This is a genomic window from Rhodothermus marinus, assembly GCF_009936275.1.
Lineage (GTDB): Bacteria > Bacteroidota > Rhodothermia > Rhodothermales > Rhodothermaceae > Rhodothermus > Rhodothermus marinus_A.
The window spans coordinates 1,997,031-2,021,619 of the sequence record NZ_AP019797.1 but is presented as its reverse complement, the minus strand read 5'-3'; the positions used below and the strand labels follow the sequence as shown (position 1 = coordinate 2,021,619).

Here is a 24,589-nt window from a genome sequence, read left to right as displayed (position 1 = left end):
GGTACGTGTGGCTGCGCGACTGGTAGGAAGTCTACATGAATCCGTAGCGCTTCGCAGAAGCAACTGGGTGAACGGTCGATTTCTTGAAATCAATGGAAAGGAAGCGCTACTGATCCGTTGTTCAGGGGGACGTGGAAGGGGTTCGAAATGTGGCTGGAAGCGCTTCTAAACCGGTGTCGTCCGGCGGCCGCCAGTGACCACCCTGCAGCACCAGACAGACAAAGCCGATCAGCGTGTAGAGCACCATCTGGGCACCGTGCGTCAGCACGGCATAGGTGGCGGCCGCCGCCTGAGGGACTGTCAGCAGGTGAACCATAACCTGCACCGTGATATAGTGGTAGGAGCCCAGTCCGCCGGGCGATGGAAGGGCCACGCCTACGGCGCCCAGCACCAGCAGGATCCAGGCCTCGGCCGGTCCCAGCCCGCAGGGCCGGCTCAGGTGGAGCATGACCAGCGGTAGATAGGCCATGCCCCAGTAACAGGCCCACATCAGCAGCGTGCTGAGCGTCAGAGCCACCGGCCGATGCGTGCGATGCACGGTGAACAGTCCGTGTTTGAATGCGGCAAGCGGTCCACGTAGTCGCCGACCGATGCGCCGGAGCAGGGGCGTCCGACGTCCCAGATAGACACCGAGCCCGAGAAGCAGCAGCACAAGCAGGGCACCTACCGCCAGAAGCTGCAGGGATCCGCTCTGAAACCAGGGCGCCACGAAAAGGCGATGCAGTTCCGCCCACCGATCCAGTAGCATGACCAGCACGCTGAGCAGGGCCAGCACGAGCACCAGCAGATCCAGCAGGCGCTCGGCCACCACCGTGCCCAGCACGCTGCTGAGGCGCAGTCCGGTGGTACGGCTCAGGCTGGCCGCTCGGGCCAGCTCGCCCAGCCGGGGGGCCGCATAGTTGACCATGTAGCCGATCATGAGCGCCTGAAAAGCGCGGGCGATGGTGAGACGGCGCCGGCCGTTTGCATCGGGCAGGGCTTCCAGCAGCAGCCGCCAGCGCCAGGCCCGGATCAGGTGGCTCAGCAGCGTCAGCACCACAAGAGGGGCCAGCCAGCGATAGTCGGCCTGCTTCAGATCCTCCCAGATCACCCGGAGATCGGCGCCGCGCAGGGCCAGATAGAGCAGACCGAGGCCCAGCGCAAAACTTCCGAGACGGAAAAGCAGCGGGCGAAGCTTTTCGGTTCGGGCCATGAATCACTGGCGCAGGTCCACTACTTCGACCCCTTCCGGCGGGCGAAACGTGAACAGTTCGGGCGAGAGCGCAGGGTTCAGCACCAGATCGGACAGCAGGAACGTCATGCGCGTGTCGTTCACGTCGCGCACGTCCACGCGGGTAACGAGCAGGTCCCGGTCGCGCACCCAGAGCACCACCTCCTGAAACGGCGCTTCCGGTCGGAGCGGACGCAGGCGCAATCGGTGATACGCCGTGTTCTGATAGGTAACGGCCTCTCCGCCAAGCACCTCGTAGCGATCGCTGTAGTGGAGCAGAAATTCGTTGAGCGAAAAGCCGGTCTCGTCGGGCACGTAGTCGTTGATGAGTACCTGGCGTGTGTCGGGCAGGTAGACCCAGGTGGTGCGGCCGTCGGTGACGATCGTCTGGCGCGGGGTCTCGACGCGGTAGCGGTCGCCCTGCAGCCAGAGCCGCCCGCGCAGCGTGTCGGGTCGCTCGGCATAGGGCGTCTGCAGGATCTGCACGAACGACGCCTGCAGCGCGTCGATCTGCTGGTACCGCGCACGCAGCCGCTCCATGAGCTGGCGGGCGGCATCCTGTGCCGCGGCCGCCGTCCAGCAGCTGCAACAGAGCCCCAGAAGCAGCAGGTGGTTAAGGCTGAAGCGGAAAACGGTGGAGAATTTCATAGCGTGCCCCATCAGGATGCAGATGGCTTTCGTACAGATGAAAGGCCCGCACCGGAAACGGCGTCAGCGCAAAGTCGCGATGTCGCTGCAGGAACGACCGTACGGCGGCGGTCGGAACCTGCTTCAGCCGGGCCAGCGTGATGTGCGGCCGGAACGGCCGGTCCTCCGGGGTAAAACCCAGATCGACCACGCGCCGTTCGATTTCGGCCTGCAGCGCGTGCAGTTCCGGCACCGGATCGACGGCCGCCGCCAGCACGCGCGGACGGGTCAGGGAGGGCAGGACCATCAGGCCCCGGGGCGCCAGTTCGAAGGCCGGGGCTTCGATTTTGGCCAGCGTCCGCGTGAGCTCGGGTAGCAGGTCTTCCTCGACGGGACCCAGAAAGCGCAACGTCAGGTGAAACTGGTCCGGCGTGGCCCAGCGTGCCTTCCAGGAGGGATCGCGCAGGGCATAGAGCCGGCGGCGATGATCTTCCGGCAGGTCCAGTGCAACAAACAGACGCAACATGGAAAGCTGGCAGCTCGAACGTGTCGTTTCCGGTGGGCAGACCGGGGTGGATCGTGCGGCGCTCGACGCCGCGCGGGCGGCCGGGGTTCCCATCGGCGGCTGGTGTCCGAAGGGCCGGTGGGCCGAGGATGGACCGATTCCCGAAGACTATCCGCTCCAGGAGACGCCCTCATCGGATCCCATTGTCCGCACCACCTGGAACGTCCGTGATAGCGACGGCACGCTCATCCTGCATCCGGGCGGTCCGCTTCGGGGTGGCACGGCGCAGACCGAACTGGCCGCGCGTCGCATGGGGAAGCCCTGTCTGGTACTGACGCTGGATCGTCCCGTCGAGGAGCTGGTGCGTGAAATTCGTCGCTGGCTGGAGACCGAAAACATTCGCGTGCTCAACGTGGCCGGCCCGCGCGAAAGTCAGGCGCCGGGCATCTACCGCCGGGCCTACGAGGTGCTGGCCGCGCTGTTTCGCTCGCTGGCGGGGCGCTCGGACGGATGACGACGGTGGCGTCGGGCGTAGAGGTCCTCGCCACGTGCCACGCGGGCGGCTGCCCGCAGAAACAGAAAAATGCTGGCGCCCATGCAGACCAACACGAACACGAGCATGGGAATCCAGAGGGGCGCTTCGGCACTACCCTGGCGCGCCAGGATGTGCGGGTAGCGCACGGCTTTGTCAGCCAGCCAGAGCGCAATGCTCAGCCCCAGCACGCCGAACACCAGCGCGGCGCCGCGCAGCAGCCAGACAGTCCGGCGAACTTCAGGCGACGACATCGACAGGATCGGTCAGGCGTACGGGGATTCCGGCGCGGTGCAGGTAGGCCTTGGCCTCCTGGATCGTGTAGATGCGGAAGTGAAAGATCGACGCGGCCAGCACGGCGTCGGCCTGGCCCTCGACGAACGCCTGGCGCAGGTGCTCCAGCGTGCCGGCGCCCCCGGAGGCGATGACCGGAATCGAAACGCGCGAACTGATGGCCCGCAGCAGCTCCAGATCGTACCCGTCCTTCGTACCGTCCCGGTCCATCGAAGTCACCAGCAGCTCGCCGGCGCCGCGCGCCTCGGCCTCCTGGGCCCACTCGACGGCGTCGATACCGGTAGGACGGCGGCCGCCGTGCGTGTAGACCTCCCAGCGGGGCGGATCGTCCGACACACGTCGGGCGTCGATGGCCACCACGATGCACTGGCTTCCGAACGCCTCGGCCCCGGCCGTGATCAGCTCCGGATTGCGAATCGCGGCCGAGTTGATCGATACCTTGTCGGCACCGGCCTGCAGCATGGCCCGTATGTCTTCGAGCGTGCGCAGGCCACCTCCCACCGTCAACGGGATGAAGACCTGGTCGGCCGTGCGTCGCACCACCTCGTGCATGATGGCGCGACCTTCGTGCGTGGCCGTGATGTCCAGAAAGACCAGCTCGTCGGCGCCGGCCTGATCGTAGAAGCGGGCCTGCTCGACCGGATCACCGGCATCGACCAGATCGACAAAATTTACCCCTTTGACCACGCGCCCGCGGTCAACATCCAGGCAGGGAATAATGCGACGGGCCAGCGGCATGCTATTCGGCGGTGGGTAGTTTGATTTCGCGTTTCAGGGGAGCCGTCGAAAAGCGGGTCAGGTCCACGTTCTCCTTGTCGTGCCAGCACCAGAACTGCTGGCAGGGGAATCGGTTTTCGTAGAGCGCCCGGCCGATTATGACCGAGTCGACCCGGTAGGGCTCCAGCTCCTGCAGCCGCATCAGGTCACGGTAACCGCTAACGCCGCCCGAGGCCGTAATGCGTGCTTTTTTCAGGTGCAGGCCCAGCGTGCGGTACATCTCGACGTTGGGCCCTTCGAGCGTACCGTCGCGGCTGATGTCCGTGTAGACGAAGCGGCGCACGCCGCGCCGTTCCATGTCGAGCGCCAGTTCGACGGCATCGACGCCTGTGCCCTCGGTCCAGCCCTGCACGCGCACCTCGCCGTCGCGTGCGTCGATGCCTACCACGACGCGGCTGCAGCCGTAGCGGGCGATGGCCTCCGAGACCAGCTCCGGCTCGCGGACGGCTACCGTGCCCAGCACCACCCGGTAGACGCCGACCTGCAGCAGGGCCTCGATGTCTTCGAGCGTCCGAACACCGCCGCCCACCTGGATCGGGATGTCCACCGTGCGGCAGATGGCGCCGATCACCTCGCGGTTATGGCCCTGACCGCGCGCCGCGTCGAGATCCACGACGTGGAGCACCCGGGCGTTCTGCACCCGCCACAGGCAGGCCATCTTGACCGGATCGTCGAAATAGACCGTCTCCCGCTCGTACGACCCCTGATAGAGCCGCACGCAACGCCCGCCGCGAATGTCGATGGCCGGAATGACCAGTAGCATTGCTTCTGAAAACAATCAGGTATGTGATCTATCAGGTCTAAAGCCCGTTCATGCAGATAGATCCAAAAAATTCTTCAGGATCCGGAGGCCGTGCTGCTGGCTCTTTTCGGGGTGAAACTGCACGCCGAAGACGCGGTCGCGCCCGACGATGGCCGGGAAGGTCACATCGCCGTAGGTGGTGACGGCCAGCACGTCGTCGGGGTTTTCGGCCACGGCGTGGTAGGAGTGCACGAAGTAGAAGTAGGCGCCGTCGGGGATCCCTTCGAGCAGGGGAGAAGGACGGTGATGGGCGATCGTATTCCAGCCCATGTGGGGGACTTTCAGCCGCCGGCCGTCTGCCGTGGTCTCGGGAAAGCGCACGACGCGGCCCGGCAGCAGCCCCAGCCCTTCGTGGCGGCCATGCTCTTCGCTTTCCTCGAAAAGCAACTGCAGGCCGGCGCAGACACCCAGCAGCGGAATGCCCTGGCGGACGGCTTCGTGGATCGGCGCGATCAGCCCGCGGCGGCGCAATTCCGCCATGCAGGCTCCGAAGGCTCCGACGCCTGGCAGCACCAGGCGCTCGGCCTGCAGCAGGTCGTCGGGGCGATCGGTGCGCAGTACCTCGGCGCCGACCGCCTGGAAGGCTTTCTCCAGCGAGCGCAGGTTGCCGATCCCGTAGTCGATGATTGTGACCATGCGGCCGCTCAGTCGTGGTTGTTGAGCTGGCTCAGCTCCTGGGAGCGGCGCGTGGCCGTGGCGACGGCGTTGATCAGCATGGTGCGCAGGCCATGCGCTTCGAGTTCGGCCACGGCCGCAATGGCCGTACCGCCCGGCGTGGTGACCTCGTCGCGCAGGATGGCCGGGTGGCGACCGGTTTCCAGCACGAGCTTGGCCGCGCCGTAGACGGTCTGTGCCGCCAGCCGGAAGGCGACCGGGCGAGGCAGGCCCTGCTTGACGCCCGCGTCGGTCAGCGCTTCGATGAACATGAACACGTAGGCCGGACCGCTTCCGGAAAGGCCCGTGACGGCGTCCATCAGGTACTCGGGCACGATCTCGACCTTGCCGACCGCCTCGAAAATCTGGCGGCAGAGCTCCAGGTGTTCGGGCCGGGCATGGGCGCCGGCCGCCAGCGCCGTGGCGCCTTCATCGACGAGCGCGGGCGTGTTGGGCATGGCCCGCACGATCGGCAGCGGCCGCCCGAAAAGCCGCTCAATGGTGGCCGTCGTCAGGCCCGCCAGCACCGAGAGGATCAGCGCTTCGGGCTGCACGTGCGCCCGGATTTCCTCGATCACTTCCCGGGCGTTCTGCGGCTTGACGGCCAGCACCACCAGCGTTGCGTCGCGCACGGCCAGCAGGTTGTTCGTGGTGGTCTGGATGCCCGGAAATTCCTCCTGCAGCGCTTCGAGGGCAGCCGGATTGCGCCGCGTGGCGCGGATCTGCTCGGGAGCCAGTTCGTGGCCGCGCAGCAGGCCGCCGATCAAAGCACGGCCGATGTTGCCGGCGCCGATGATGGCAATCGTCTGATTGGCCAGTTGCAGGGCTGTGCTCATAGGACCCCTTTGGTTGAGCGTACCGAACCGAATTGCACGTCGCGCCGCACGGCCTCGCGCAGTGCGCGCGCAACGGCTTTGAAAATGGCTTCGATCTTATGGTGCGTGTTCTGGCCGTAGAGCACCTGAATATGGAGGTTACAGCGCACCTGTTCCGCAAAGGAATACCAGAAGTGCGAGACCAGCTCAGTGGCCAGATCACCGACCGTGGGCCGATCGAAGTCGGCCGCAAACACAAAGTAAAAGCGGCCGGAAAGGTCCACGACGGCCCGGGCCAGCGTCTCGTCCATCGGCACGTAGGCGTGACCGTAGCGGGCAATGTAGGCCTTGTCGCCCAGCGCTTCGGCAAAGGTCTGGCCCAGCGTGATCGCCACGTCCTCAACCGAGTGGTGCTCGTCCACGTGCAGATCGCCCTGGCAGCGGACGGCAAGGTCGAAGCCGCCGTGGTGCGCCCACAGCGTCAGCATGTGGTCCAGAAACCCGACGCCGGTCTGGCAGTCGGAGCGGCCGGTACCGTCGAGCGTGAGCGAGACCTCGACATCGGTTTCGCCGGTAGTGCGGCGACGGGAAGCCGTGCGGGGCATAAAAGTCGGCGTGGCAGCCATCGAACCGAAAGGCTGATTGGGGCGTTTCGCTACGCACTGTTTGCACGCCGCGCGTGCAGTGCAAATTTCTTAAAGTTTGAAGCGCTACGCTACGGTAGATTTCGGAATTCGGCGATTTTCTCAAAAAACGAAACTTCGTATGGACGAAACCCGATTCGACCGCATTCTGGTAACGGCGGCCCTGCCTTATGCGAACGGTCCCATTCACATCGGCCATCTGGCCGGGGCCTACCTGCCGGCCGATCTGTACTGCCGCTACCAGCGCCTCAAGGGCCGCGACGTGCTGTTCATCTGCGGATCGGACGAACTGGGCGTGGCCATCCTGATGCGGGCGCTCGAAGAGGGCACCACTCCCCAGGCCATCGTGGATCGCTATCACCCGATGATCCGCGACAGCTTCGCCCGCTTCGGGATGAGCTTCGATTACTACGGGCGCACGACTTCGCCCGTGCATTTCGAAACGAGCCAGGACTTCTTCCGGCGGCTGGACGAAAAAGGCGTTTTCAAACTGAAAACCGAAAAGCAGCTCTACGACCCGGAGGCCGGCATCTTTCTGGCCGACCGGTTCGTGCGTGGCACCTGTCCGATCTGTGGCTACGAAGACGCCTACGGCGATCAGTGCGAGCGCTGCGGTTCGTCGCTGAGCCCGACCGACCTGATCAACCCACGCAGCGTGCTCTCGAACGCCACGCCCGAGCTGCGGGAGACCACGCACTGGTACCTGCCGCTGGGCGACTTTCAGCCGAAGCTCGAGGTCTGGATCGCCACGCATCCGGAGTGGAAGCCGAACGTGCTGGGACAGGTGCGGAGCTGGCTCCAGCAGGGGCTGCGCGACCGGGCCGTCACGCGCGACATCCCCTGGGGCGTGCCGGTACCCGAAGACGTGGCCCGTCGGCATGGCGTCCCGGCCGAAGGCAAGGTGCTCTACGTCTGGTTCGACGCACCCATCGGCTACATCTCGGCCACGCGCGAGTGGGCGCAGCAGAAAGGCGACCCCGAAGCCTGGCGGCGCTACTGGCAGGACGAGCGCACGCGGCTGATTCATTTCATCGGGAAAGACAACATCGTCTTTCACTGCCTGATGTTTCCCGCCATGCTCATGGCGCATGGCGAATTCGTGCTGCCCGACAACGTGCCGGCCAACGAGTTTCTGAACCTGGAAGGGCGCAAGCTCTCGACCAGCCGCGGCTGGGCCGTCTGGCTCCACGAATACCTGGAGGAGTTTCCGCCGGACCTGCTCCGCTATGCGCTGGCAACCATGCTGCCGGAGACGCGCGACGCGGACTTCAGCTGGAAGGAGTTTCAGCAGCGCGTCAATGCGGAGCTGGCCGACATCCTGGGCAACTTCGTGCACCGCACGCTGACCTTCGCGCAGCGGTTTGCCGAAGGGCGGGTGCCGCCGCTGCGCAATCCGCGATCGGTGGACGAGGAGGTGCTCCGGGAGCTGGCCACCTTCCCGGAGCGCATCGGCTCGGCCTACGAGCAGTTCCGCTTCCGGGAAGCCGTGCAGGAGACGATGAACCTGGCCCGGCTGGGCAACAAGTACTTCAACGATACCGAACCCTGGCACACGCGCAAGACCGATCCGCAGGCCTGCGCCAACACGATCCACGTCTCGCTGCAGATCTGCGCAGCGCTCGGCATTCTGATGGAGCCGGTGTTGCCGTTTGCCGCTGCGCGGCTGCGCGAAATGCTCCGGCTGGAAGGTGTGCGGCCCAGCACGCCGGATGGGGAGGGGGCGCTGGGCTGGGACGACGCCGCCCGGCCGCTTCTGCCCGAAGGCCACGAAATCGGTCGGCCGGAGATTCTGTTTACCAAGATCGAGGATGAAGTGATCGAACGGCAGATTGCCCGTCTGGAAGCGCGGGCGCAGCAGGCGGCCGCAAAGACCGACGGGCCGCCGTACGCGCCGCTCAAGCCGGAGATCGTCTACGACGACTTCGAGCGCCTGGACCTTCGGGTAGGACGCGTCGAAAAAGCCGAGCGCGTGCCAAAATCTAAAAAGCTGCTGCGACTGGAAGTGGACCTGGGCTTTGAAAAGCGCCAGATTCTGGCCGGGGTGGCCGAGCAGATGGCGCCCGAAGACCTGGAGGGGCGACGTGTGGTGGTGGTGGCCAACCTGAAACCCCGCAAGATGATGGGGCTCGAGAGCCAGGGCATGCTGCTCATGGCCGAGGATCGAGAGGGCCGCCTGGTGCCCGTCACGGCCGAGAGCGAGCCCGGCGCCGTGGTGCGGTGAAAAAGCGGCATGCAGACCAGAGAATAGAAAAAGGGGCCGGCCTTCCTTGGCCGGCCCCTTTTGGGTAGCGTCGCTGCGCGTCGGCTCAGTTGACACTGAGCAGCGTCAGAACCGTTGCTGCCAGTCCGGCGCGGGCGTTGCCCTGCAGCGAGCTGTTGATCGTGCCTTCAGCACTGCTGTAGAAGGCAACGGAGGCTTCGGCGACTGCTGTTGCTGAGCCGGCGATGGAAAGAGCCATCTGTAGTGCGTTAACAGCGGTCTGGAGCGACGCTTTCACGTTGGCCAGCGCTTCTGTGCTGATACCCAGCGAGGCGGCCAGGGCTGCTTCGACCACGCTGCTGTACTGTGCGCGGGCCTGCTCGATGGCACTGGTGGAAGCGGCAGCCCGCAGCGAAGCCAGCCATTGCATGCGCGCCTGCCGTAGCGAATCCATACGTGCCTGCGTGGCCCCTTCGGCCTCAAAAGCGGCTTCGATGGCGGCCGAGGTAGCCAGGGCGCTCAGGATTTCGGCCTGCTTACGCAGGGCAAACCGAGCGGTGGCATTGCCGCTGGCCGCCAGGTGCGTAACGGCCAGGCGCGCCGTCTGCAGCAGTTTGGCCCGGGCTTCGGCCGAGATCCCCGCTTCCGCATAGGCCTCCACAAAAGCCTGCTCAAACGCGGTCATTGCCTCGGCTTCAGCCTGAGCGCTGCCCGCCGCATAGAGTGCCTGCTGCAGGTTGAGCCAGGCGGCCTGCTGGCGCTGCCGTGCCTGCGCCAGGGCCTCCAGGGAAGCACCCGTCCGGTTGACGAATGCCGCTTCGGCGCGCGCCGCCTGCTGCATCGCAGCGGCCACCTGGGCAGCCGTGATGCCGCCGGCCTGAAGCTGAGCCGCCAGATCGGCCGTCACGTAGACCGACACCTGCGCCGGCGTCGCATCCTCTGCGTCTTCGCGCGCATTGTCGTCCTGTTCACGCACGGCCACATACACCTCCGCTTCCGCCTTCGACTCGGCCGTCATCGGCATGGCGCGAACCGTGCCGCCGCCGGCGACATTGACTGTCACGAGCACCGCCGAACGGAAGTTGTCCTTTTCAGCGCGGAGCATCAGCACGTCGCCGGTCTGGGCGGCCACGTCCAGCGTGAAATTCCCGGAAGCATCGGTCTGTACCTGCCCATCCAGGGGCTGCAGGCTACCGTTGCCCTGAACGCGCGCGGCCGTGACGACGGCCCCTTCCACAGCTGCCTGTGGGGCCGGAGCGGCCTGCTTGGACGCCTCCTGAGCACCGCCATACCCCTGATTGTCCGTGACGCGTCCCTGCACGCGTACGGTAGCCGTGCCACTATCGCCATCGCATCCGCTCAGCGCCAGCACCAGCAACAATGCCGAAAACAATGCAATGCTTTTTTTCCACCACATAGGACTTCTTTTACCGGTTTGGTTTTGGGGTGTGATTACAGGAAAGTTGTACGTCAAAGCCCATGCCAGCCTCAGAAGGAGGCCGTTAAGGGCGTTTATACAGCAGGGGTGCGCATTTTATGCACATGGTGTAAAATCTTTTCATTGTTCGCGTCGAAATAAACAGCGCGTCGCAATTTCTTTACAAAGGGAGGCTTGCTTTTTCGGATTTAAAGCCCTTCTATTAGGAAATAAAACAAACCATGTAGTTGTTATGACAGAGATTTCAAAACCCTCTGTAGGGGGCATGATGGTGCGGATGGGGCTGGTCGTGTTGCTGGGGGTGCCCGTGGTGGCCTATCTGTGGGAGACGCTCAACCAGTTGCTGGCGCTCCATGTGAATCCGACGCGCCTGCTGATCTCGCTGCCGTTGCTGGTGGTCTTCGTTGTCTGGCTGCGGTGGTTGGGACGGCAGACGCAGCGCTGGATGGAGGCAGGGAGCTGAATCCAATCAACAACAAAATGGGACGGGAGCTATGGCCGAACAGCAACCCAAAGGGAGTCAGACTGCACCGCCGGAAGAGCCTGATGTGCGGGGCACGCTCTTTCTGACCATGATCTTTCTGGCAATGGTCGTGGGTTTCTGGGTGATCGTCTACTATCTGCTGCTAAACCGGTGAGGCTATGAAAGTACACACCTACGAACGGGCCTTTATGGCGCTGGGCGGCGTGCTGCTGGTGCTGTGTATGGCCGCGCTCGTCTATGCCACGGTGGCCATGGGCATTCACCTGCCCGGACGCGCCGGCGAGATCGAGCCCGGCAAGGTTTTCACGACGCCGCCCTTCGACAATCCGGGGGTTCACCAGACCGGACCCAACCAGTACGATGTGGTCATTATCGGTCAGGCCTGGCGCTTTCATCCTACCGAGATCCGCGTGCCGGTCGGGGCCGAGCTGAACTTCATCGCGACGACCTTCGATGTGATTCACGGCTTTCACATCGAGGGCACGCGCGTCAACATGATGCTCATCCCCGGCCAGATCTCGCGCCTGACCTACCGGTTCCGCAAGCCGGGCGAGTACCTGATCATCTGCCACGAATACTGTGGCGCCGGGCATCACAACATGTACGGAAAAATCATTGTGGAATAAGCCATGGCAGAGCACATTGCAGCCTCGACGCCGGTCGTGGCCGATCCGACCCCGTTTACGCTGCCCGAAACGCAGCGCCGCCTGCTGCGCTGGACGCTGTACGTGGGCTATGCGGCGCTGACGGCCGGCATCTTTCACGGACTGGCTCAGGCCCTCTCGTACGCGGGCATCAACATTCTGAGTTTCTTTCCGGCCCTGCGCAGCTACTACCAGGGCCTGACGGCCCACGGCGTGGCCAACGCCATCATCTTCACGTTCTCTTTTGCAAACGCCTTTCTGCCGCTCATGGTGGCGCGGGCGCTCTCGCGTCGCCTGGACGAACGGCTGCTCTGGGCCAGCTTCGGCACGCTGGTGCTGGGCAACCTGCTCGTGATCTACGCGGTGGTCACGAACAAGGCCAGCGTGCTTTACACCTCGTACGCGCCGCTGCAGGCGCACTGGACCTATTACGTGGGGCTGGTTTTCGTCGTGATCAGCACCTGGCTGGCCCTGCTGAACATGCTGCTGACCTGGCGGGGCTGGAAGCGGGAAAATCCAGGTGTGCGCATGCCGCTGCTTGCCCACATCTCGATCGTCTCCTACGTGATGTGGTTTCTGGCCTCGCTTCCCATTGCCGTTGAGTTTCTGTTTTTCCTGATTCCCTGGTCGTTCGGCTGGGTAGAGCGGACCGATCCGCTGCTGACGCGTACGCTCTTCTGGTTCACCGGCCACGCCATCGTGTACGCCTGGCTGCTGCCGGCCTACGTGTCGTGGTATGCACTGGTGCCGCGCCAGGCGGGCGGTAAGGTGGTCAGCGATTCGCTCACGCGGCTGGTGTTCATTCTCTTCCTGCTGCTGTCGATCCCGACGGGCTTTCACCACCAGTACACGGACCCCGGCATCCACGAAGGGTTCAAGTTCGTCCACGCCATCCTGACCTTCGGCGTGTTCTTCCCGAGCCTGATCACGGCCTTCAGCGTGATGGCCTCGCTGGAAATGGGCGGCCGGGCGCACGGCGGCCGGGGCCTGCTGGGCTGGATTCCGAAGCTCCCCTGGGGCGATCCGTCGCTCTCGGCCCAGTTGCTGGCCATGATCACGTTCGTCTTCGGCGGCATCACGGGCCTGATCAACGCCTCGTTCACGATGAACCAGGTCGTTCACAACACGACCTGGGTGCCCGGGCACTTCCACATGACGGTCGGAAGCGCCGTCGCCATGACGTTCATGGGCGTGGCCTACTGGATGGTGCCCTACCTGACGGGCCGCAAGCTCTGGGGACGCAAGGTGGCCTTGGCTTCGAACTGGATTTACACGATCGGCCTGCTGATCTTTGCGCGTGGGATGATCTCGGCCGGTCTGGAGGGCATGCCGCGTCGGACGTTCCTTGCGCAGGCGCCCTACATGGATCCCGACTGGCTCGTGGGCCGCATCCTGACTGGCGTGGGCGGCACGCTCATGTTCGTGGGCATCGCGCTGTTCTTCGTGGTGATTGCCATGACCGTCTGGAAGGGCAGGGCCGGCGAGGCGCCGAAGGACATTCCCTGGTCTGAAACGCTCATCGAGCCGGCCAAAAACGGCTGGGCAACCCGCCTGGACCGGATCGGCTTCTGGGTGATCGTGGCGATCATCCTGATCGTGATCGCCTACGGACCGTTCTTCCTGAGCTACCTGCCACCCAATTACGTTTCGCCGGGCTTCCGGATTTTCTGAGTTGACCCGGACTTGAAAACGGCGGGGCGGGCTTCCGGGCTCGCCCCGTTTTGTTTTGAAACAGCCTTCTATACACGGGGTAAAGCAGGTATTGCAGCGTCCGAAAAGCCATGCCGGCGGTTGATTTCGAGGCGATCGGACGGGTTCTGGCCCGCGATCCGGACGTGCTGGCCGGGTGGGTGTTCGGCTCGGCCCGGGAGGGGACGGTGCGGCCGGGCGGCGACCTGGACATCGGCGTGCTGGTGGAGGATCCCTATGCCTGGGATGCACTGGCCGAGCTGCGGGCCTGTCTGCAGGAAGCTACCGGCGTGGACGCCATCGATCTGGTGGTGCTCAACGAGGCCCATCCGTTCCTGCAGTTCGAGGCGATCTCGGGCCGGGAAGTCTGGTGCCGCGACCGCGAGCGCACACTCGACTTCGTCGTGTACGTCGCCCGCGCCTACGAAGACGCCATGATCCTGCTGCAACGGGGGCTGCGGATGGGCGCGCAGTAGCACTTGCATAAGCGGTTTGTGTATGCGCAAAAGAATTTTTGCCGGGTTACTGCTGGTCGTTCTGGCCGGCCTCGTGCTGTGGTGGGTGCGGCCAGCACGGCACGAGGCTGCCCGTTCTCTTATCGCTGTAGCACAGGATACGATCGGCTGGATCGGCCACGGCGGTGATGTGGTTCTCTATGATGCCCTGCTTTTCAAGATGTATGACCATGCGCTGTACGTGGCCGATCAAGGTGACCTGTCCATCAAAAAATTCGATTCGAACGGGAAGTTCATGAAACGTTACGGGGGTGCGCGAGGCCAGGGACCGGGTGAATTGCAATCGATCGTAGATTTCTCGATCCACGAAAACAATCTCTGGATTGCCGATGTTCGTCAGCGGCGCATTTTGCATTTTGATGTAGCGACGGGACGGTATCTTGGGGAGGTTCAGGTACCGGAGATACATCCTTTGCGGATTGTGCAGGTTGGACCCTACCTTGTTGTACTCGGATTAGGGCCCTTCGAGGAGCTGTTCGCACAATACGACACCTCCGGTCGTTTTTACCGTCGTTTCGGAATCGTGACCGACCGGCAGTATGCGAAGAAGATCGGGATGTCCGGTCAGCTTGCCAGTCTGGGCGACACCGCCTTTGTTTTTGTGCCGCTGATGGCAGGATATGCGTTCATCTTTGATACGACTGGAACGCTTCGGGGCCGATTCCCATTGCTCGACGAGCGGCCTTTGCCGGCGCCACGTGTTGAAGATCGTTCGGAAGGACGGCTTTATATCGCACCTGATTCTGACACGCTGAACCGAGACATCTTTGTCGAAAAGAACCAACTCCGTGTCCATACGGCGTACAAGCAACCCGTTCGGCGGCTTTTCATCGATACCTATCTCCTGCCAGAAGGGCAATACCTGCACTCGATAGAAGTAGCCAACGCTCCTCTTGGAGCGCTGTTAGCAGGAAATCACGTATATGTGCTGGATGACACGCTTGTCACTGTGCTTCGCCTGAGACAACGTTGAGCGGGATAAAAGCTCAACGGTGGCTGTGATACGATTTCTGGAAAATCATGGTGCATGTGAGAAAGCACGGGCGCACACAGCGGTGCGCCCCTGCAGATCCCTGACGTTTTCCCCATCCCGTAGGGACGGACCACTGTGTCCGCCCGATCATACCCGTCGGATCACGTCCGTCACATGGGGTGTGGCCCCTCATGCACCAGTAAATCAGCGATCCCATATAAGGGAAGGTTGTAAGGAGCGGTGAGACCGACGGGCACTTCGGCGGAGGATGCAGCGTTTCCTTTCGGCTTGAACAATGGCCATCAGCGCGAGGAAACGCAGCCCATGAGCACCTATAAATCGTCCGAGCAGATTCGTCAGTCGTTTCTGGATTTCTTCCGGGAGAAGGGGCACGAGATCGTCCCCAGCGCGCCGCTGGTGCCGCAGAACGACCCGACGCTGCTGTTCACCAACGCGGGGATGAACCAGTTCAAGGATGTGTTTCTGGGCATCGGCACCCGGCCTTACAAGCGGGCGGCCAATACGCAGAAGTGCCTGCGCGTTTCGGGCAAGCACAACGACCTCGAAGAGGTGGGGCACGACACCTACCACCACACCTTCTTCGAGATGCTGGGCAACTGGAGCTTCGGCGACTACTTCAAGCGGGAGGCCATCCGCTGGGCCTGGGAGCTGCTCGTCGAGCGCTGGGGACTGGACCCCGACCGGCTCTACGCGACCGTCCACGAAGGGGACGAGGCGCTGGGGCTGGAGCCCGACGTCGAGGCGGCCGAACTCTGGAAATCGGAAACGTCCATCGATCCGTCGCACATCAAGTTCTGTCCGACGAAGGACAACTTCTGGATGATGGGCGACACGGGTCCGTGCGGCCCCTGCAGCGAGATCCACATCGACCTGCGGCCCGACGAGGAGCGGCGGCGTGTGCCGGGCATCGAGCTGATCAACGCCGATGATCCACGGGTGATCGAGATCTGGAACCTCGTCTTTATTCAGTACAACGCGCTCCCGGACGGTCGCCTGGAGCCGCTCAAGGCGAAGCACGTCGATACGGGCATGGGCCTGGAGCGCATCGTGGCCGTGCTCCAGGGGAAGACCTCGAACTACGACACGGACCTGTTCGCGCCGATTCTGCAGCGGGCGGCCGAACTCTCGCCGCGCGACGAGGTGCGCGGCTACGACGACATTCGCGTTGCGGACGAGCGGGAGCGTGAGCGCATCCGTGTGGCGCTGCGCGTGGTGGCCGACCACATTCGCGCCATCGCCTTTGCCATTGCCGACGGCGTGGTGCCGGGCAATACGGGCCGCGGCTACGTCATCCGGCGCATCCTGCGGCGGGCCGTTCGCTATGGCTACCAGACGCTTGGCTTTCGCGAGCCCTTCCTGCACCGGCTGGTCGAGCCGCTGGCCCACAAGATGGGCCGCGTCTTTCCGGAGATCGAACGGCACCGCGCCTACGTGGAGCGCGTCATCAAAGCCGAGGAGGAAAGCTTCCTGGCCACGCTGGGCACCGGGCTGGCCTTCTTCGAGCGTCTGCTACCCTACCTGAAGGCGGCCGCCGAGGGACGTCCGATCGAGGCGATCCGGGCCGACCTGCTGCGCGACAGCCAGGCGCTCGACCTGCTTCAGAAGGCGTACGTGGACACGTCCGACCGTGAGGCCATCGTCGAGGCGTTCCTGAAGAGTGCGGCGGAGAAGAACGTGCCCGGCGAGGTGGCCTTCCTGCTGCACGACACCTACGGCTTCCCGATCGACCTGACGCAGCTCATGGCCCGCGAGGAGGGGCTGGGCGTCGATATGGCCCGCTACGAGGAGCTGATGCAGCGCCAGCGCGAGCGGGCCCGCGCGGCCTCGACCTTCGGCGCCGCGGTGCTGACGGCCGACGAAGAGGAGGCCGGCTGGAAGCGCGTCAGCGAAGGCGAGGACTCGGTGTTCGTGGGCTACGACACGACGCGTGTCGAGGATGCCCGCATCCGGGCCGTGCGCACGGTCCAGACGCCCGAAGGGCCCCGGCACGAGCTGGTGCTCGACCAGACGCCCTTCTACGCGGAGAGCGGTGGCCAGGTGGGCGATACTGGCGTGCTACGCGTGGGCGACGAGGAGATCCGCGTGCTCGATACGCAGAAGCTCGGCGAGCACATCGTCCATTACGTGGATCGGCTTCCGAAGGAGCTGGACGCGCCGGTCGAGGCTATCGTGGATGCGGCGCGTCGCAAGCGGATCGAAAAGCACCACACGGCCACGCACCTGCTGCATGCCGCGCTGCGCGAGATCCTGGGCACGCACGTGCAGCAGAAGGGCTCGCTCGTGGCGCCCGACCGTCTGCGCTTCGACTTCAGCCACTTCGAGCGCGTGACGCCCGAGCTACTGCGCCAGATCGAAGCCCGTGTCAACGAGGTCATCCAGCGCAACGTGCCCCGCATCGAGGAGCGCGACGTGCCTTACGAGGAGGCCATCGCCCGGGGCGCCATGGCACTCTTCGGCGAAAAGTACGGCGATCGCGTGCGCGTGATCACGTTCGACCCGAACTTCTCCATGGAGCTCTGCGGCGGCACGCACGTGGCGGCCACCGGCGAGCTGGGCGTCTTCCGGATCATCTCCGAAGGGTCGGTCGCTTCGGGCATCCGGCGCGTGGAGGCGCTGGCCGGCCAGGACGCGCTCGACTGGATCAATCGCCAGCTCACCGAGCTGGAGCAGGCGCGCACGCAGTTCAAGAGCCTGCAGCGGCCGCTGGATGAGGAGATCGCGGCGCTGCTGGAGGAACAGCGGCGGCTGGAGAAGGAGCTGGCGGCGCTCCGGCGGGAGCAGCAGAAGGCCAGGCTGGCAGAGCTCGTCGAGCAGGCGCACCGCGTGAACGGCCTGCGTGTGGTGACAGGTCAGCTGGAGGCGCTCTCGATGGACGAGCTGCGCGAGCTGGCGCAGGCGCTTCGGGACCAGCTCGGCCGCGAAGGGGTGGCCGTGCTGGGCACGACCGATCCGGAAAAGCAGAAGGTCTATCTGGCGGCGGCGGTGACCGACGATGTGGTCGCGCGCGGACTGGAAGCCGGGCGGCTGGTCGGCCAGGTGGCCCGGATCGTGGGCGGTGGCGGCGGCGGGCGTCCGACGCTGGCCACGGCGGGCGGACGTCAGCCCGAAAAGCTCCGCGAGGCGCTCGAGGCCGTGCCGCGTCTGGTGCAGCAGATGGTAGGCTGAGCGCACGTCCCGTATGGCCGGTCCCGCGCCCTTCGATCCTGCTCCGACGCTCGGCTACCTGCCCTGCTGTGTGGAAGGGCCGGCGGACTGGCTCCCGAAGGCGGCCTATGCGCTCCGGATGCTGCTGCTGCCGCTGGGCTGGGCGCCGCGCTGGGTCGATCGTCCATCGCTGAAGGCGCTGGGCACGGGCATCTACTACGGGCCGGTTGCCAAGGGATGGCCAGACGGTGTGCTGGCGCTCCCGCTTCATGAGACGATACCGGCTTATTTCGCCGCCGGCGTGCCCTATGCGGCCGCGCGCGTCCGCTGGCGGTGGAACGGCACGGAGTGCTGGCCGGCGCTGTTCGGGCACCCGGACGGCTCGGCCGACGACCCGGTCGCTTCCGTTTTTTTCTGGCTGGCAGGCTGGCAGGAACACACGAACCGGGCGCGCGACGAGCACGGCCGCGCACGCTTTGCCGATTCGCTGCAGGCCAGACTGGGCATCGCCACGCAACCGCCCGTCGAGGCCACCCGCGCGGCACTGGCCCGGATGCTGGGGCAGCGAGGGGTGCCGGTGCGGCCGCGTCGCTGGCACGGACAGCCCTGGGCGCTCTGCCCGACGATCGACATCGACTACCTCCGCAAGTGGCGGCCGGGCATCCTGTATCGGGAGTTTTTTCTGTACCCGTTCCGAAACCTTTCGCGCCAATCGCCGGGCGCCCGCCTGAAGCGGCTGCTCGGGGTGACCGGCGAAATGCTCGGGCGCCCGGATCCGTTTCGTCGGGCTTTTCGGCGCATTGTCGCGCAACTCCAGCCACTCGGAACAGGCACTTTTTTCTTCAAAGCCGGGGCCACGAGCGCCCATGACGTGGGCTATCCGCTCGGGCGAACCGCGCGCCGGTGGATCGAAGCACTGCAGGCGGCCGGAATGGAAGTCGGTCTGCATCCAAGCTACCACGCCGCCCTGCATCTCGGACACCTGAGGCGCGAGCGCGATCGTCTGGCGGCCCTGCTGGACCGTCCGCCGCTGTCGGTGCGCACGCACTATCTCCGCTGGATCGAACCGACGACGCCGCGGATCCTGGCCACGGCCGGCTTCCGGATCGACAGCACGCTGGGCTGGTCCGATCACGAAGGATTCCGGCGGGGCACCTGCCTGCCGTTTCAGCTCTTCGACGTAGCGGCCAACGCGCCGCTGCCACTCTGGGAAATGCCACTGGCCGTCATGGAGTCGGTGCTGTTCGTGCGGCGCGAGCTGGGAGCGGACGAAGCGCTCCGTGCAACCGAGACGCTGCTCGAAGCCTGTCGACGCTATGGAGGCGTGTGCGTGGCGCTCTGGCACAACACGCTCTGGGACGAGCGCGACTTTCCCGGCTGGGGTGCCCACTTCGAGCGGACGCTGCAGCAGGCCAGCGCAAAGGGCGCCTTCATCGCCGATCTGCAATCGGCGATCAAAAATTGGCGTTAGCCGGGCAGGTCGGGTAGATCGTTCGGATCGCGTCGGGCCAGCACGTCTTCGCGGGTGGGGACGCGTCGGTGGATGTACCAGATGCCGATGGCGCCGAGCGCGATCACCAGCACCCGGGCGGCCGGCACGGGCAGGCGCCAGGCGCTCAGCAGAATCGAAACGACGATGATTGCCGTCGCCCACCACTTGGTGCGGCGAGGGATGCCGAGACCGGCGCGATAGGCGCGGATCGAGGGGCCAATCCGGGGCAGATCCAGCAGCCATTGCTCGAGGCGCGGGCTGCTCCGGGCAAAAAAGTAGGCGGCCAGCAGAAAGAACGGCGTGGCCGGCAGCACAGGCAGCACGATGCCCAGAAAGCCCAGGCCGGTGCAGAGCAGTCCGCCGCCGAGTCGAAGAAGCCGCATGGCCGGATACATCGCGGAATTGAGGATCGAGAGGTCCCTACGCCCTGAACAACCCGGCGTTTCCCCTCGAAGGCGCTTTTCGTTGCCGTTTAACGGGAGGGCTGGCGCGGCGAGTCGGTCGGCACGGCCACTTCGGGCGGCAGGGGCAGCAGCGTGCGCAGATCGACGGATTCAAAAGGTCGGCCATTCAGGTAAAGGGGGCAGCCGAGATGCTCCGCGTAGTCGAGCAGCGCATGGCCGAGTGCGGAAAAATCGGCGTGCCAGTTCGGGACGAGCAGGTGCCGACCGTCGAACGTTTCCACACGCAGCCCTTCGTCGGTCAGGTTCAGACGATCGACATGCACCCAGTCGATCGTCCAGGCATGGCGACCATAGTCGTACCCGGTCATTCCGGTTTCGGAAAGCCGCAGACGCCAGACCTGATGCTGGAGGCGATAGAGCCGCAGCGCTGCCCAGGCCGTCAGGCTACCCCACACCAGGCAGAGAAGTCCGGCCACGGAGAGATCCGCGATGCGATGACGACTGAACGCGCTCAGCAGCACCAGACCGCCCACGAAGCCGACCGCGGCAACGACCACCGTCCATGCCGCCCGCCGGCGAAGATGCCGGAGCATCTGCAGGTCTTCAAAAAGGAGGTCCGTCATCGCGTCGGAAGAGCTTCCACAGAAATTTACGACGCGAATCCCTCCGGGTTCAAACGGATCTTGTTACGCAACCGTCCAGATCCGAAAAATTTACCCCCGCCATGCGGGCCCTGTAGCCGCGCATGGCGGGGGATGACCTCTCAGGCTTCCGGCTCGGGGCGGCGGGCCACCAGCGTCAGGATGTCGTAGGTGGCGACCAGCTCGTCGTCCTGGTTTGTCACATCCACGTGCCAGCGGACGACGCCACTGGGTCGCTCGCCTTCGCGGGCTTCGCGCGGGATTTTCTGCTTTACCGTCAGCCGGGCCTGGATCGTATCGCCCGGGCGGACCGGCTTCGTGAAGCGCAGGTTTTCCAGGCCGTAGTTGGCCAGCACCGGACCCGGACGCGGATCGACGAACAGGCCGGCCGCGGCCGAGAGCACGAAGTAGCCGTGCGCCACGCGTCCCTGGAAGACGTCACTTTCGCGTGCGGCCAGTTCGTCCATGTGCGCATAGAAGAAGTCGCCGCTGACGCCCGCAAAGTTGACGATGTCGGCCTCGGTGACGGTGCGTCGGGCGGTCGTGTAGGTTTCGCCGATGCGCAGCTCATCGAAGTACTTGCGGAAGGGGTGTACGTCGGCCTCCGGTCGCGAAGCGCCGGGCATCCACTGGTTGCCGATGGCCGTCAGCATGTCGGGCGAGCCCTGGATTGCGGTGCGCTGCATGTAGCGATAGAGGCCGCGGATGCCGCCCATCTCTTCGCCGCCGCCCGCGCGGCCGGGTCCACCGTGTATCAGATGGGGCAGCGGCGAGCCGTGGCCGGTGTTTTCTTTTGCGCATTCCCGGTTGAGGATCAGCAGGCGGCCGTGGTAAGGTGCCGTGCCGAACACGACCGTGCGGGCCACGTCCGGATCGGCCGTCACCAGCGAGCCGACCAGGCTTCCGCGTCCCATGCGGGCCAGCCGGATGGCTTCGTCCAGGTCTCCGTAGGGCATGACCGTGTTGACCGGCCCGAAGGCCTCCACTTCGTGCGGGGCCGTATGCTCGAAGGGGTGGGCGCAGTAAAGCAGCGTCGGCGGGAAGAAGGCGCCGCGTTCGGGATCGGCATCCACCACGGTAAAGCCGTCGCGGCCGCAGACGATCTCACCGGCCGTGGCCAGCTCCTGCAGGCGCGCCTGCACCTCGGCCACCTGATCGCGGCTCACGAGCGGTCCCATCTGGACGCGCTCGTTGGCCGGGTCGCCCACCACCACTTCGCGCAGGCGGCTGATGAGCGCTTCGAGCACGGCATCGACCCGGTCGGCCGGTACCAGCGTGCGGCGAATCGCCGTGCATCGCTGGCCCGTCTTGATCGTCATTTCCCGGACCACCTCGTTGATGAACAGCTCGAACTCCGGCATGTCGGGCGTGACGTCAGGGCCGAGCATGGAGAAGTTGAGCGAGTCGGCCTCCATGTTGAAGCGCACCGCTTCGCGCAGGATGGTGGGGTGCGACTTCAGCCGCAGACCGGTTTCGGCCGATCCCGTAAAGGTCACGACGTCCTGGCCGGTCAGGTGCTCGAACAGGTCGCCCACGCCGCCGCAGATGAGCTGGAGGGCACCTTCGGGCAGGATCCCCGATTCGAGCATGAGGCGGACGACCCGCTCGGCCACGTAGGCCGTAACCGAAGCCGGCTTGACGATGGCGGGCATGCCGGCCAGGAACGTGGGGGCCAGTTTTTCCAGCATGCCCCAGCAGGGGAAGTTGAAGGCGTTGATGTGGACGGCCACACCTTCGAGCGGCACGAGCAGATGGTGGCCCAGAAAAGTCCCACCGCGCGAGATGCGTTCGGGTTCGCCTTCGAGCAGGAAGCGTTCGTCGGGCAGCTCGCGACGGCCTTTGCTGGCATAGACGAAAAACGTTCCGATGCCGCCGTCGATGTCGAGCCAGGCGTCCTGCTTCGTGGCGCCGGTAGCCCGCGACAGTTCGTACAGCTCGGCCCTGTGTTCGTTGAGATAGAGGGCTAGTGCCTTGAGCATGCGGGCGCGTTCGTGGAAGGTCATCTGGCGGAGCCCGGGGCCGCCCACGGTGCGGGCGTAGTCCAGCATGCCTTTGAAGTCCAGCCCTTCGCTGGAGATCTCGGCGATGGGTTCGCCGGTGACCGCATGGTACACAGGGCGGCCTTCGCCCGAAGGCGTGTGCCAGCGTCCCTGTGCAAAGCTCTGCACCTTGCCGAGATAGACGGTCGTTTCCATGGCATTTCTTGCGGGTTGGTTCTGAGGGAGGCGTTTCAGCGCGCTTGCTGTTCGGCCAGCGTTTCGCGAAACGTCTTGTAGATGGCTTCCATTTTCGGGCGGTCGGGCGGCACTTCACGCAGGGGCTCGCAGGGCCGCAGGCTCCGGCGCAATTGCTCCGGAAGCTGCTGATAGAGCCGGGTGCCGGCCGTCTTCCAGGCCAGGCGCTCGTCGCTCACGTCGCCCACGATGCGGGCCGGAACGCCCACGGCGATCTTGCGCTCGGGGATTTCCATGCGCTCCGGTACCAGCGTCAGCGCCCCCACGATGCTCCCCGCGCCTACCACGGCATGGTCCATGACGACAGCATTCATGCCCACCAGCGCATTGCGGCCGATCCGGGCGCCGTGGATGATGGCGCCGTGGCCGATGTGCGCGGATTCTTCCAGGTGGACGGTCACGCCGGGAAACATGTGGATGACGCAGTTTTCCTGCACGTTGCAGCCGTCCTCGATAATGATCTCGCCCCAGTCGCCCCGGATGACGGCACCGGCGGCCACGTACACGTTGCGGCCGATGATGACGTTGCCGATCACCGTCGCGTTGGGATGAATGAAGGCACTTTCGTGGATGACGGGGCGAAAGCCTTCAAATTCGAAGATGTTGGCCATGGCAGTTTTTGGTTAAGCAATGCGTTCGATCACGGTCGCCATCCCCTGTCCGACGCCCACGCAGAGCGTACAGAGCGCGTAGCGGGCCTGTCGTTGCTCCAGCTCGACGGTGGCCGTCAGGATCAGTCGGGCGCCCGACATGCCCAGCGGGTGGCCAAGTGCAATGGCGCCGCCGTTGGGATTCAGGCGCGGGTCGTCGTCGGCCAGACCCCATTGCCGCGTGCAGGCCAGCACCTGGGCGGCAAAGGCTTCGTTGAGTTCGATGACATCCAGATCGTCTAAACTCAGGCCGGCCTGTCGGAGGGCGCGGCGGGCGGCTTCGACCGGTCCAATGCCCATGATGCGCGGCTCCACACCGACGACGGCCGCGCTAACGATGCGGGCCTTCGGCTTCAGGTTGAAGCGGCGGACGGCCTCTTCCGAGGCCAGCAGCAGCGCGCAGGCGCCGTCGTTGAGGCCGGAGGAATTGCCTGCCGTCACGGTGCCCCCTTTGCGGAAGACGGGCGGTAGCTTGGCGAGCGCTTCGAGCGTGGTGTCCGGGCGAATGTGCTCGTCGTCTTTTACCAGCCGGGGCGGGCCTTTGGGCTGGGGGGCTTCGACGGGTACGATCTCCAGCGCGAAGCGCCCTTGCTCGCGGGCAGCGGCCGCCTTTTTGTGGGAGCGGTAGGCGAACAGATCCTGATCCTCACGGGCGATGCCGTACCGTTCCACGAGGTTTTCGGCGGTGCAGCCCATGGGCTCGGCGCCGTAGCGGGCTTCCATTTTCGGATGGACGAAGCGCCAGCCCAGGCTCGTGTCGTAGAGTTCGACGTCGCGCCCGAAGGGGCGGCTGGCTTTGGAGAGCACGAAGGGCGCGCGCGTCATGTGTTCGATGCCGCCGGCCAGGTAGAGGTCGCCGTCGCCTGCCCGGATGGCGCGGGCGGCTTCCACCACGGCGCTCATGCCGGAGGCGCAGAGTCGGTTGATCGTGACCCCCGGCACACTGGGGGGCAGGTCGGCCAGCAGCAGTGCCATGCGGGCCACGTTGCGGTTGTCTTCACCGGCCTGGTTGGCGCAGCCCATGTACACGTCGTCGATGGCGGCCGGGTCGAGTTCGGGGTGGCGATCCAGCAGGGCGCGCAGCACGTGGGCGGCCAGGTCGTCGGCCCGGACGGTGGCCAGGGCGCCGCCCAGGCGGCCGATGGGCGTCCGCACGCCGTCGATGATATAGGCGTCCCGCATACAACAGGGGAGGTTTTT

25 protein-coding genes are annotated in these 24,589 nt (G+C 65.1%); 10 read left to right on the top strand and 15 right to left on the bottom strand.

Annotated elements, in window-relative coordinates; genetic code table 11:
- Positions 1 to 121: 121 nt before the first annotated feature.
- From GYH26_RS08745 to thpR, 3 genes are read right to left on the bottom strand one after another with little or no spacing between them, the layout of a single operon-like run.
- Positions 122 to 1,192, bottom strand: a complete 1,071-nt coding sequence (locus GYH26_RS08745) for a lysylphosphatidylglycerol synthase transmembrane domain-containing protein (RefSeq protein ID WP_161541318.1) — start codon at positions 1,190 to 1,192, stop codon at positions 122 to 124.
- Positions 1,193 to 1,195: 3 nt separating this feature from the next.
- On the bottom strand, positions 1,196 to 1,858 hold the full coding sequence (locus tag GYH26_RS08740) for a LolA family protein (protein ID WP_161541317.1): 663 nt from the start codon (positions 1,856 to 1,858) through the stop codon (positions 1,196 to 1,198).
- Complete coding sequence (gene thpR, locus GYH26_RS08735) at positions 1,824 to 2,363, bottom strand: RNA 2',3'-cyclic phosphodiesterase (RefSeq protein ID WP_161541316.1); 540 nt, start codon at positions 2,361 to 2,363, stop codon at positions 1,824 to 1,826. Before thpR ends, GYH26_RS08740 begins: the two co-directional genes overlap by 35 nt.
- Between thpR and GYH26_RS08730 the strand changes: the two genes are divergently transcribed.
- Complete coding sequence (locus tag GYH26_RS08730) at positions 2,362 to 2,856, top strand: putative molybdenum carrier protein (RefSeq protein WP_161541315.1); 495 nt, start codon at positions 2,362 to 2,364, stop codon at positions 2,854 to 2,856. The two genes, thpR and GYH26_RS08730, sit on opposite strands and share 2 nt — an antisense overlap.
- On the opposite strand, the gene GYH26_RS08725 is transcribed toward GYH26_RS08730, so the two are convergent.
- From GYH26_RS08725 to hisB, 6 genes are read right to left on the bottom strand one after another with little or no spacing between them, the layout of a single operon-like run.
- A complete protein-coding gene (locus GYH26_RS08725) occupies positions 2,802 to 3,128 on the bottom strand; it encodes an ABC transporter permease (protein WP_161541314.1) in 327 nt (108 codons plus the stop codon). The genes GYH26_RS08730 and GYH26_RS08725 overlap by 55 nt on opposite strands.
- Positions 3,115 to 3,906 carry an imidazole glycerol phosphate synthase subunit HisF gene (hisF, locus tag GYH26_RS08720; protein WP_161541313.1) on the bottom strand — a complete coding sequence of 264 codons (792 nt, stop codon included), beginning with the start codon at positions 3,904 to 3,906 and terminating at the stop codon, positions 3,115 to 3,117. The genes GYH26_RS08725 and hisF overlap by 14 nt, the downstream gene beginning before the upstream one ends.
- A 1-nt stretch (position 3,907) precedes the next feature.
- Positions 3,908 to 4,708 carry a 1-(5-phosphoribosyl)-5-[(5-phosphoribosylamino)methylideneamino]imidazole-4-carboxamide isomerase gene (gene hisA, locus GYH26_RS08715; protein WP_161541312.1) on the bottom strand — a complete coding sequence of 267 codons (801 nt, stop codon included), beginning with the start codon at positions 4,706 to 4,708 and terminating at the stop codon, positions 3,908 to 3,910.
- 48 nt (positions 4,709 to 4,756) lie between these two features.
- Positions 4,757 to 5,383, bottom strand: coding sequence for an imidazole glycerol phosphate synthase subunit HisH (gene hisH / locus GYH26_RS08710; RefSeq protein ID WP_161541311.1), 627 nt, complete (start codon positions 5,381 to 5,383; stop codon positions 4,757 to 4,759).
- An 8-nt stretch (positions 5,384 to 5,391) separates the two neighbouring features.
- Positions 5,392 to 6,237, bottom strand: a complete 846-nt coding sequence (gene proC, locus GYH26_RS08705; RefSeq protein ID WP_012844068.1) for a pyrroline-5-carboxylate reductase — start codon at positions 6,235 to 6,237, stop codon at positions 5,392 to 5,394.
- Positions 6,234 to 6,842 (bottom strand): imidazoleglycerol-phosphate dehydratase HisB, encoded by a 609-nt coding sequence (gene hisB / locus GYH26_RS08700; RefSeq protein WP_014066828.1) that lies wholly within the window; start codon positions 6,840 to 6,842, stop codon positions 6,234 to 6,236. Before hisB ends, proC begins: the two co-directional genes overlap by 4 nt.
- A gap of 139 nt (positions 6,843 to 6,981) precedes the next feature.
- On the opposite strand from hisB, the gene metG reads away from it, so the two are divergent.
- Positions 6,982 to 9,081, top strand: a complete 2,100-nt coding sequence (gene metG / locus GYH26_RS08695; RefSeq protein ID WP_161541310.1) for a methionine--tRNA ligase — start codon at positions 6,982 to 6,984, stop codon at positions 9,079 to 9,081.
- Between the two features lie 85 nt (positions 9,082 to 9,166).
- Here the strand turns inward: metG and GYH26_RS08690 are convergent, their stop codons facing one another.
- The gene (locus GYH26_RS08690) at positions 9,167 to 10,477 is read right to left on the bottom strand and encodes a carboxypeptidase regulatory-like domain-containing protein (protein ID WP_161541309.1); all 1,311 of its coding nucleotides are present in this window, start codon (positions 10,475 to 10,477) and stop codon (positions 9,167 to 9,169) included.
- 286 nt (positions 10,478 to 10,763) lie between these two features.
- On the opposite strand from GYH26_RS08690, the gene GYH26_RS08685 reads away from it, so the two are divergent.
- The 8 genes from GYH26_RS08685 to GYH26_RS08650 all read left to right on the top strand — a co-directional run bounded on the left by GYH26_RS08685 (position 10,764) and on the right by GYH26_RS08650 (position 19,439).
- The gene (locus GYH26_RS08685; protein ID WP_242006344.1) at positions 10,764 to 10,961 is read left to right on the top strand and encodes a hypothetical protein; all 198 of its coding nucleotides are present in this window, start codon (positions 10,764 to 10,766) and stop codon (positions 10,959 to 10,961) included.
- A 31-nt stretch (positions 10,962 to 10,992) separates the two neighbouring features.
- Positions 10,993 to 11,136: a cytochrome c oxidase subunit 2A gene (locus tag GYH26_RS08680; RefSeq protein ID WP_012844064.1), complete on the top strand. Its 144-nt coding sequence runs from the start codon at positions 10,993 to 10,995 to the stop codon at positions 11,134 to 11,136.
- Positions 11,137 to 11,140: 4 nt separating this feature from the next.
- A complete protein-coding gene (locus tag GYH26_RS08675) occupies positions 11,141 to 11,608 on the top strand; it encodes a cytochrome c oxidase subunit II (RefSeq protein WP_012844063.1) in 468 nt (155 codons plus the stop codon).
- A gap of 3 nt (positions 11,609 to 11,611) precedes the next feature.
- Positions 11,612 to 13,297, top strand: coding sequence for a cbb3-type cytochrome c oxidase subunit I (locus tag GYH26_RS08670; RefSeq protein ID WP_161541308.1), 1,686 nt, complete (start codon positions 11,612 to 11,614; stop codon positions 13,295 to 13,297).
- A gap of 110 nt (positions 13,298 to 13,407) precedes the next feature.
- Positions 13,408 to 13,791 carry a type VII toxin-antitoxin system MntA family adenylyltransferase antitoxin gene (gene mntA / locus GYH26_RS08665; protein WP_242006343.1) on the top strand — a complete coding sequence of 128 codons (384 nt, stop codon included), beginning with the start codon at positions 13,408 to 13,410 and terminating at the stop codon, positions 13,789 to 13,791.
- A gap of 22 nt (positions 13,792 to 13,813) precedes the next feature.
- The gene (locus tag GYH26_RS08660; protein ID WP_161541307.1) at positions 13,814 to 14,803 is read left to right on the top strand and encodes a 6-bladed beta-propeller; all 990 of its coding nucleotides are present in this window, start codon (positions 13,814 to 13,816) and stop codon (positions 14,801 to 14,803) included.
- 324 nt (positions 14,804 to 15,127) lie between these two features.
- Positions 15,128 to 17,989: an alanine--tRNA ligase gene (alaS, locus tag GYH26_RS08655; protein ID WP_161541306.1), complete on the top strand. Its 2,862-nt coding sequence runs from the start codon at positions 15,128 to 15,130 to the stop codon at positions 17,987 to 17,989.
- A 13-nt stretch (positions 17,990 to 18,002) separates the two neighbouring features.
- Positions 18,003 to 19,439: a polysaccharide deacetylase family protein gene (locus tag GYH26_RS08650; protein WP_161541305.1), complete on the top strand. Its 1,437-nt coding sequence runs from the start codon at positions 18,003 to 18,005 to the stop codon at positions 19,437 to 19,439.
- Here the strand turns inward: GYH26_RS08650 and GYH26_RS08645 are convergent.
- From GYH26_RS08645 to pcaF, 5 genes are all read right to left on the bottom strand, one after another.
- Positions 19,436 to 19,855 carry a YbaN family protein gene (locus GYH26_RS08645; protein ID WP_161541304.1) on the bottom strand — a complete coding sequence of 140 codons (420 nt, stop codon included), beginning with the start codon at positions 19,853 to 19,855 and terminating at the stop codon, positions 19,436 to 19,438. The two genes, GYH26_RS08650 and GYH26_RS08645, sit on opposite strands and share 4 nt — an antisense overlap.
- Positions 19,856 to 19,932: 77 nt before the next feature.
- A complete protein-coding gene (locus tag GYH26_RS08640) occupies positions 19,933 to 20,487 on the bottom strand; it encodes a hypothetical protein (protein WP_161541303.1) in 555 nt (184 codons plus the stop codon).
- Positions 20,488 to 20,627: 140 nt separating this feature from the next.
- Complete coding sequence (paaZ, locus tag GYH26_RS08635) at positions 20,628 to 22,700, bottom strand: phenylacetic acid degradation bifunctional protein PaaZ (RefSeq protein ID WP_161541302.1); 2,073 nt, start codon at positions 22,698 to 22,700, stop codon at positions 20,628 to 20,630.
- A 35-nt stretch (positions 22,701 to 22,735) separates the two neighbouring features.
- A complete protein-coding gene (locus GYH26_RS08630) occupies positions 22,736 to 23,350 on the bottom strand; it encodes a transferase hexapeptide repeat family protein (RefSeq protein ID WP_161541301.1) in 615 nt (204 codons plus the stop codon).
- 12 nt (positions 23,351 to 23,362) lie between these two features.
- Positions 23,363 to 24,571: a 3-oxoadipyl-CoA thiolase gene (pcaF, locus tag GYH26_RS08625; protein ID WP_161541300.1), complete on the bottom strand. Its 1,209-nt coding sequence runs from the start codon at positions 24,569 to 24,571 to the stop codon at positions 23,363 to 23,365.
- Positions 24,572 to 24,589 lie beyond the last annotated feature (18 nt).

Coding starts and splice junctions, on each gene's coding strand:
- GYH26_RS08660 (WP_161541307.1), top strand. CDS start 13,814: ATGCGCAAAAGAATTTTTGCCGGGTTACTGCTGGTCGTTCTGGCCGGC.
- GYH26_RS08740 (WP_161541317.1), bottom strand. CDS start 1,858: ATGAAATTCTCCACCGTTTTCCGCTTCAGCCTTAACCACCTGCTGCTT.
- hisB (WP_014066828.1), bottom strand. CDS start 6,842: ATGGCTGCCACGCCGACTTTTATGCCCCGCACGGCTTCCCGTCGCCGC.
- proC (WP_012844068.1), bottom strand. CDS start 6,237: ATGAGCACAGCCCTGCAACTGGCCAATCAGACGATTGCCATCATCGGC.
- hisF (WP_161541313.1), bottom strand. CDS start 3,906: ATGCCGCTGGCCCGTCGCATTATTCCCTGCCTGGATGTTGACCGCGGG.
- GYH26_RS08640 (WP_161541303.1), bottom strand. CDS start 20,487: ATGACGGACCTCCTTTTTGAAGACCTGCAGATGCTCCGGCATCTTCGC.
- GYH26_RS08675 (WP_012844063.1), top strand. CDS start 11,141: ATGAAAGTACACACCTACGAACGGGCCTTTATGGCGCTGGGCGGCGTG.
- GYH26_RS08685 (WP_242006344.1), top strand. CDS start 10,764: ATGATGGTGCGGATGGGGCTGGTCGTGTTGCTGGGGGTGCCCGTGGTG.
- GYH26_RS08670 (WP_161541308.1), top strand. CDS start 11,612: ATGGCAGAGCACATTGCAGCCTCGACGCCGGTCGTGGCCGATCCGACC.
- GYH26_RS08650 (WP_161541305.1), top strand. CDS start 18,003: ATGGCCGGTCCCGCGCCCTTCGATCCTGCTCCGACGCTCGGCTACCTG.
- alaS (WP_161541306.1), top strand. CDS start 15,128: ATGAGCACCTATAAATCGTCCGAGCAGATTCGTCAGTCGTTTCTGGAT.
- GYH26_RS08690 (WP_161541309.1), bottom strand. CDS start 10,477: ATGTGGTGGAAAAAAAGCATTGCATTGTTTTCGGCATTGTTGCTGGTG.
- GYH26_RS08725 (WP_161541314.1), bottom strand. CDS start 3,128: ATGTCGTCGCCTGAAGTTCGCCGGACTGTCTGGCTGCTGCGCGGCGCC.
- GYH26_RS08680 (WP_012844064.1), top strand. CDS start 10,993: ATGGCCGAACAGCAACCCAAAGGGAGTCAGACTGCACCGCCGGAAGAG.
- paaZ (WP_161541302.1), bottom strand. CDS start 22,700: ATGGAAACGACCGTCTATCTCGGCAAGGTGCAGAGCTTTGCACAGGGA.
- metG (WP_161541310.1), top strand. CDS start 6,982: ATGGACGAAACCCGATTCGACCGCATTCTGGTAACGGCGGCCCTGCCT.
- GYH26_RS08645 (WP_161541304.1), bottom strand. CDS start 19,855: ATGTATCCGGCCATGCGGCTTCTTCGACTCGGCGGCGGACTGCTCTGC.
- GYH26_RS08730 (WP_161541315.1), top strand. CDS start 2,362: ATGGAAAGCTGGCAGCTCGAACGTGTCGTTTCCGGTGGGCAGACCGGG.
- hisA (WP_161541312.1), bottom strand. CDS start 4,708: ATGCTACTGGTCATTCCGGCCATCGACATTCGCGGCGGGCGTTGCGTG.
- mntA (WP_242006343.1), top strand. CDS start 13,408: ATGCCGGCGGTTGATTTCGAGGCGATCGGACGGGTTCTGGCCCGCGAT.
- pcaF (WP_161541300.1), bottom strand. CDS start 24,571: ATGCGGGACGCCTATATCATCGACGGCGTGCGGACGCCCATCGGCCGC.
- GYH26_RS08630 (WP_161541301.1), bottom strand. CDS start 23,350: ATGGCCAACATCTTCGAATTTGAAGGCTTTCGCCCCGTCATCCACGAA.
- thpR (WP_161541316.1), bottom strand. CDS start 2,363: ATGTTGCGTCTGTTTGTTGCACTGGACCTGCCGGAAGATCATCGCCGC.
- GYH26_RS08745 (WP_161541318.1), bottom strand. CDS start 1,192: ATGGCCCGAACCGAAAAGCTTCGCCCGCTGCTTTTCCGTCTCGGAAGT.
- hisH (WP_161541311.1), bottom strand. CDS start 5,383: ATGGTCACAATCATCGACTACGGGATCGGCAACCTGCGCTCGCTGGAG.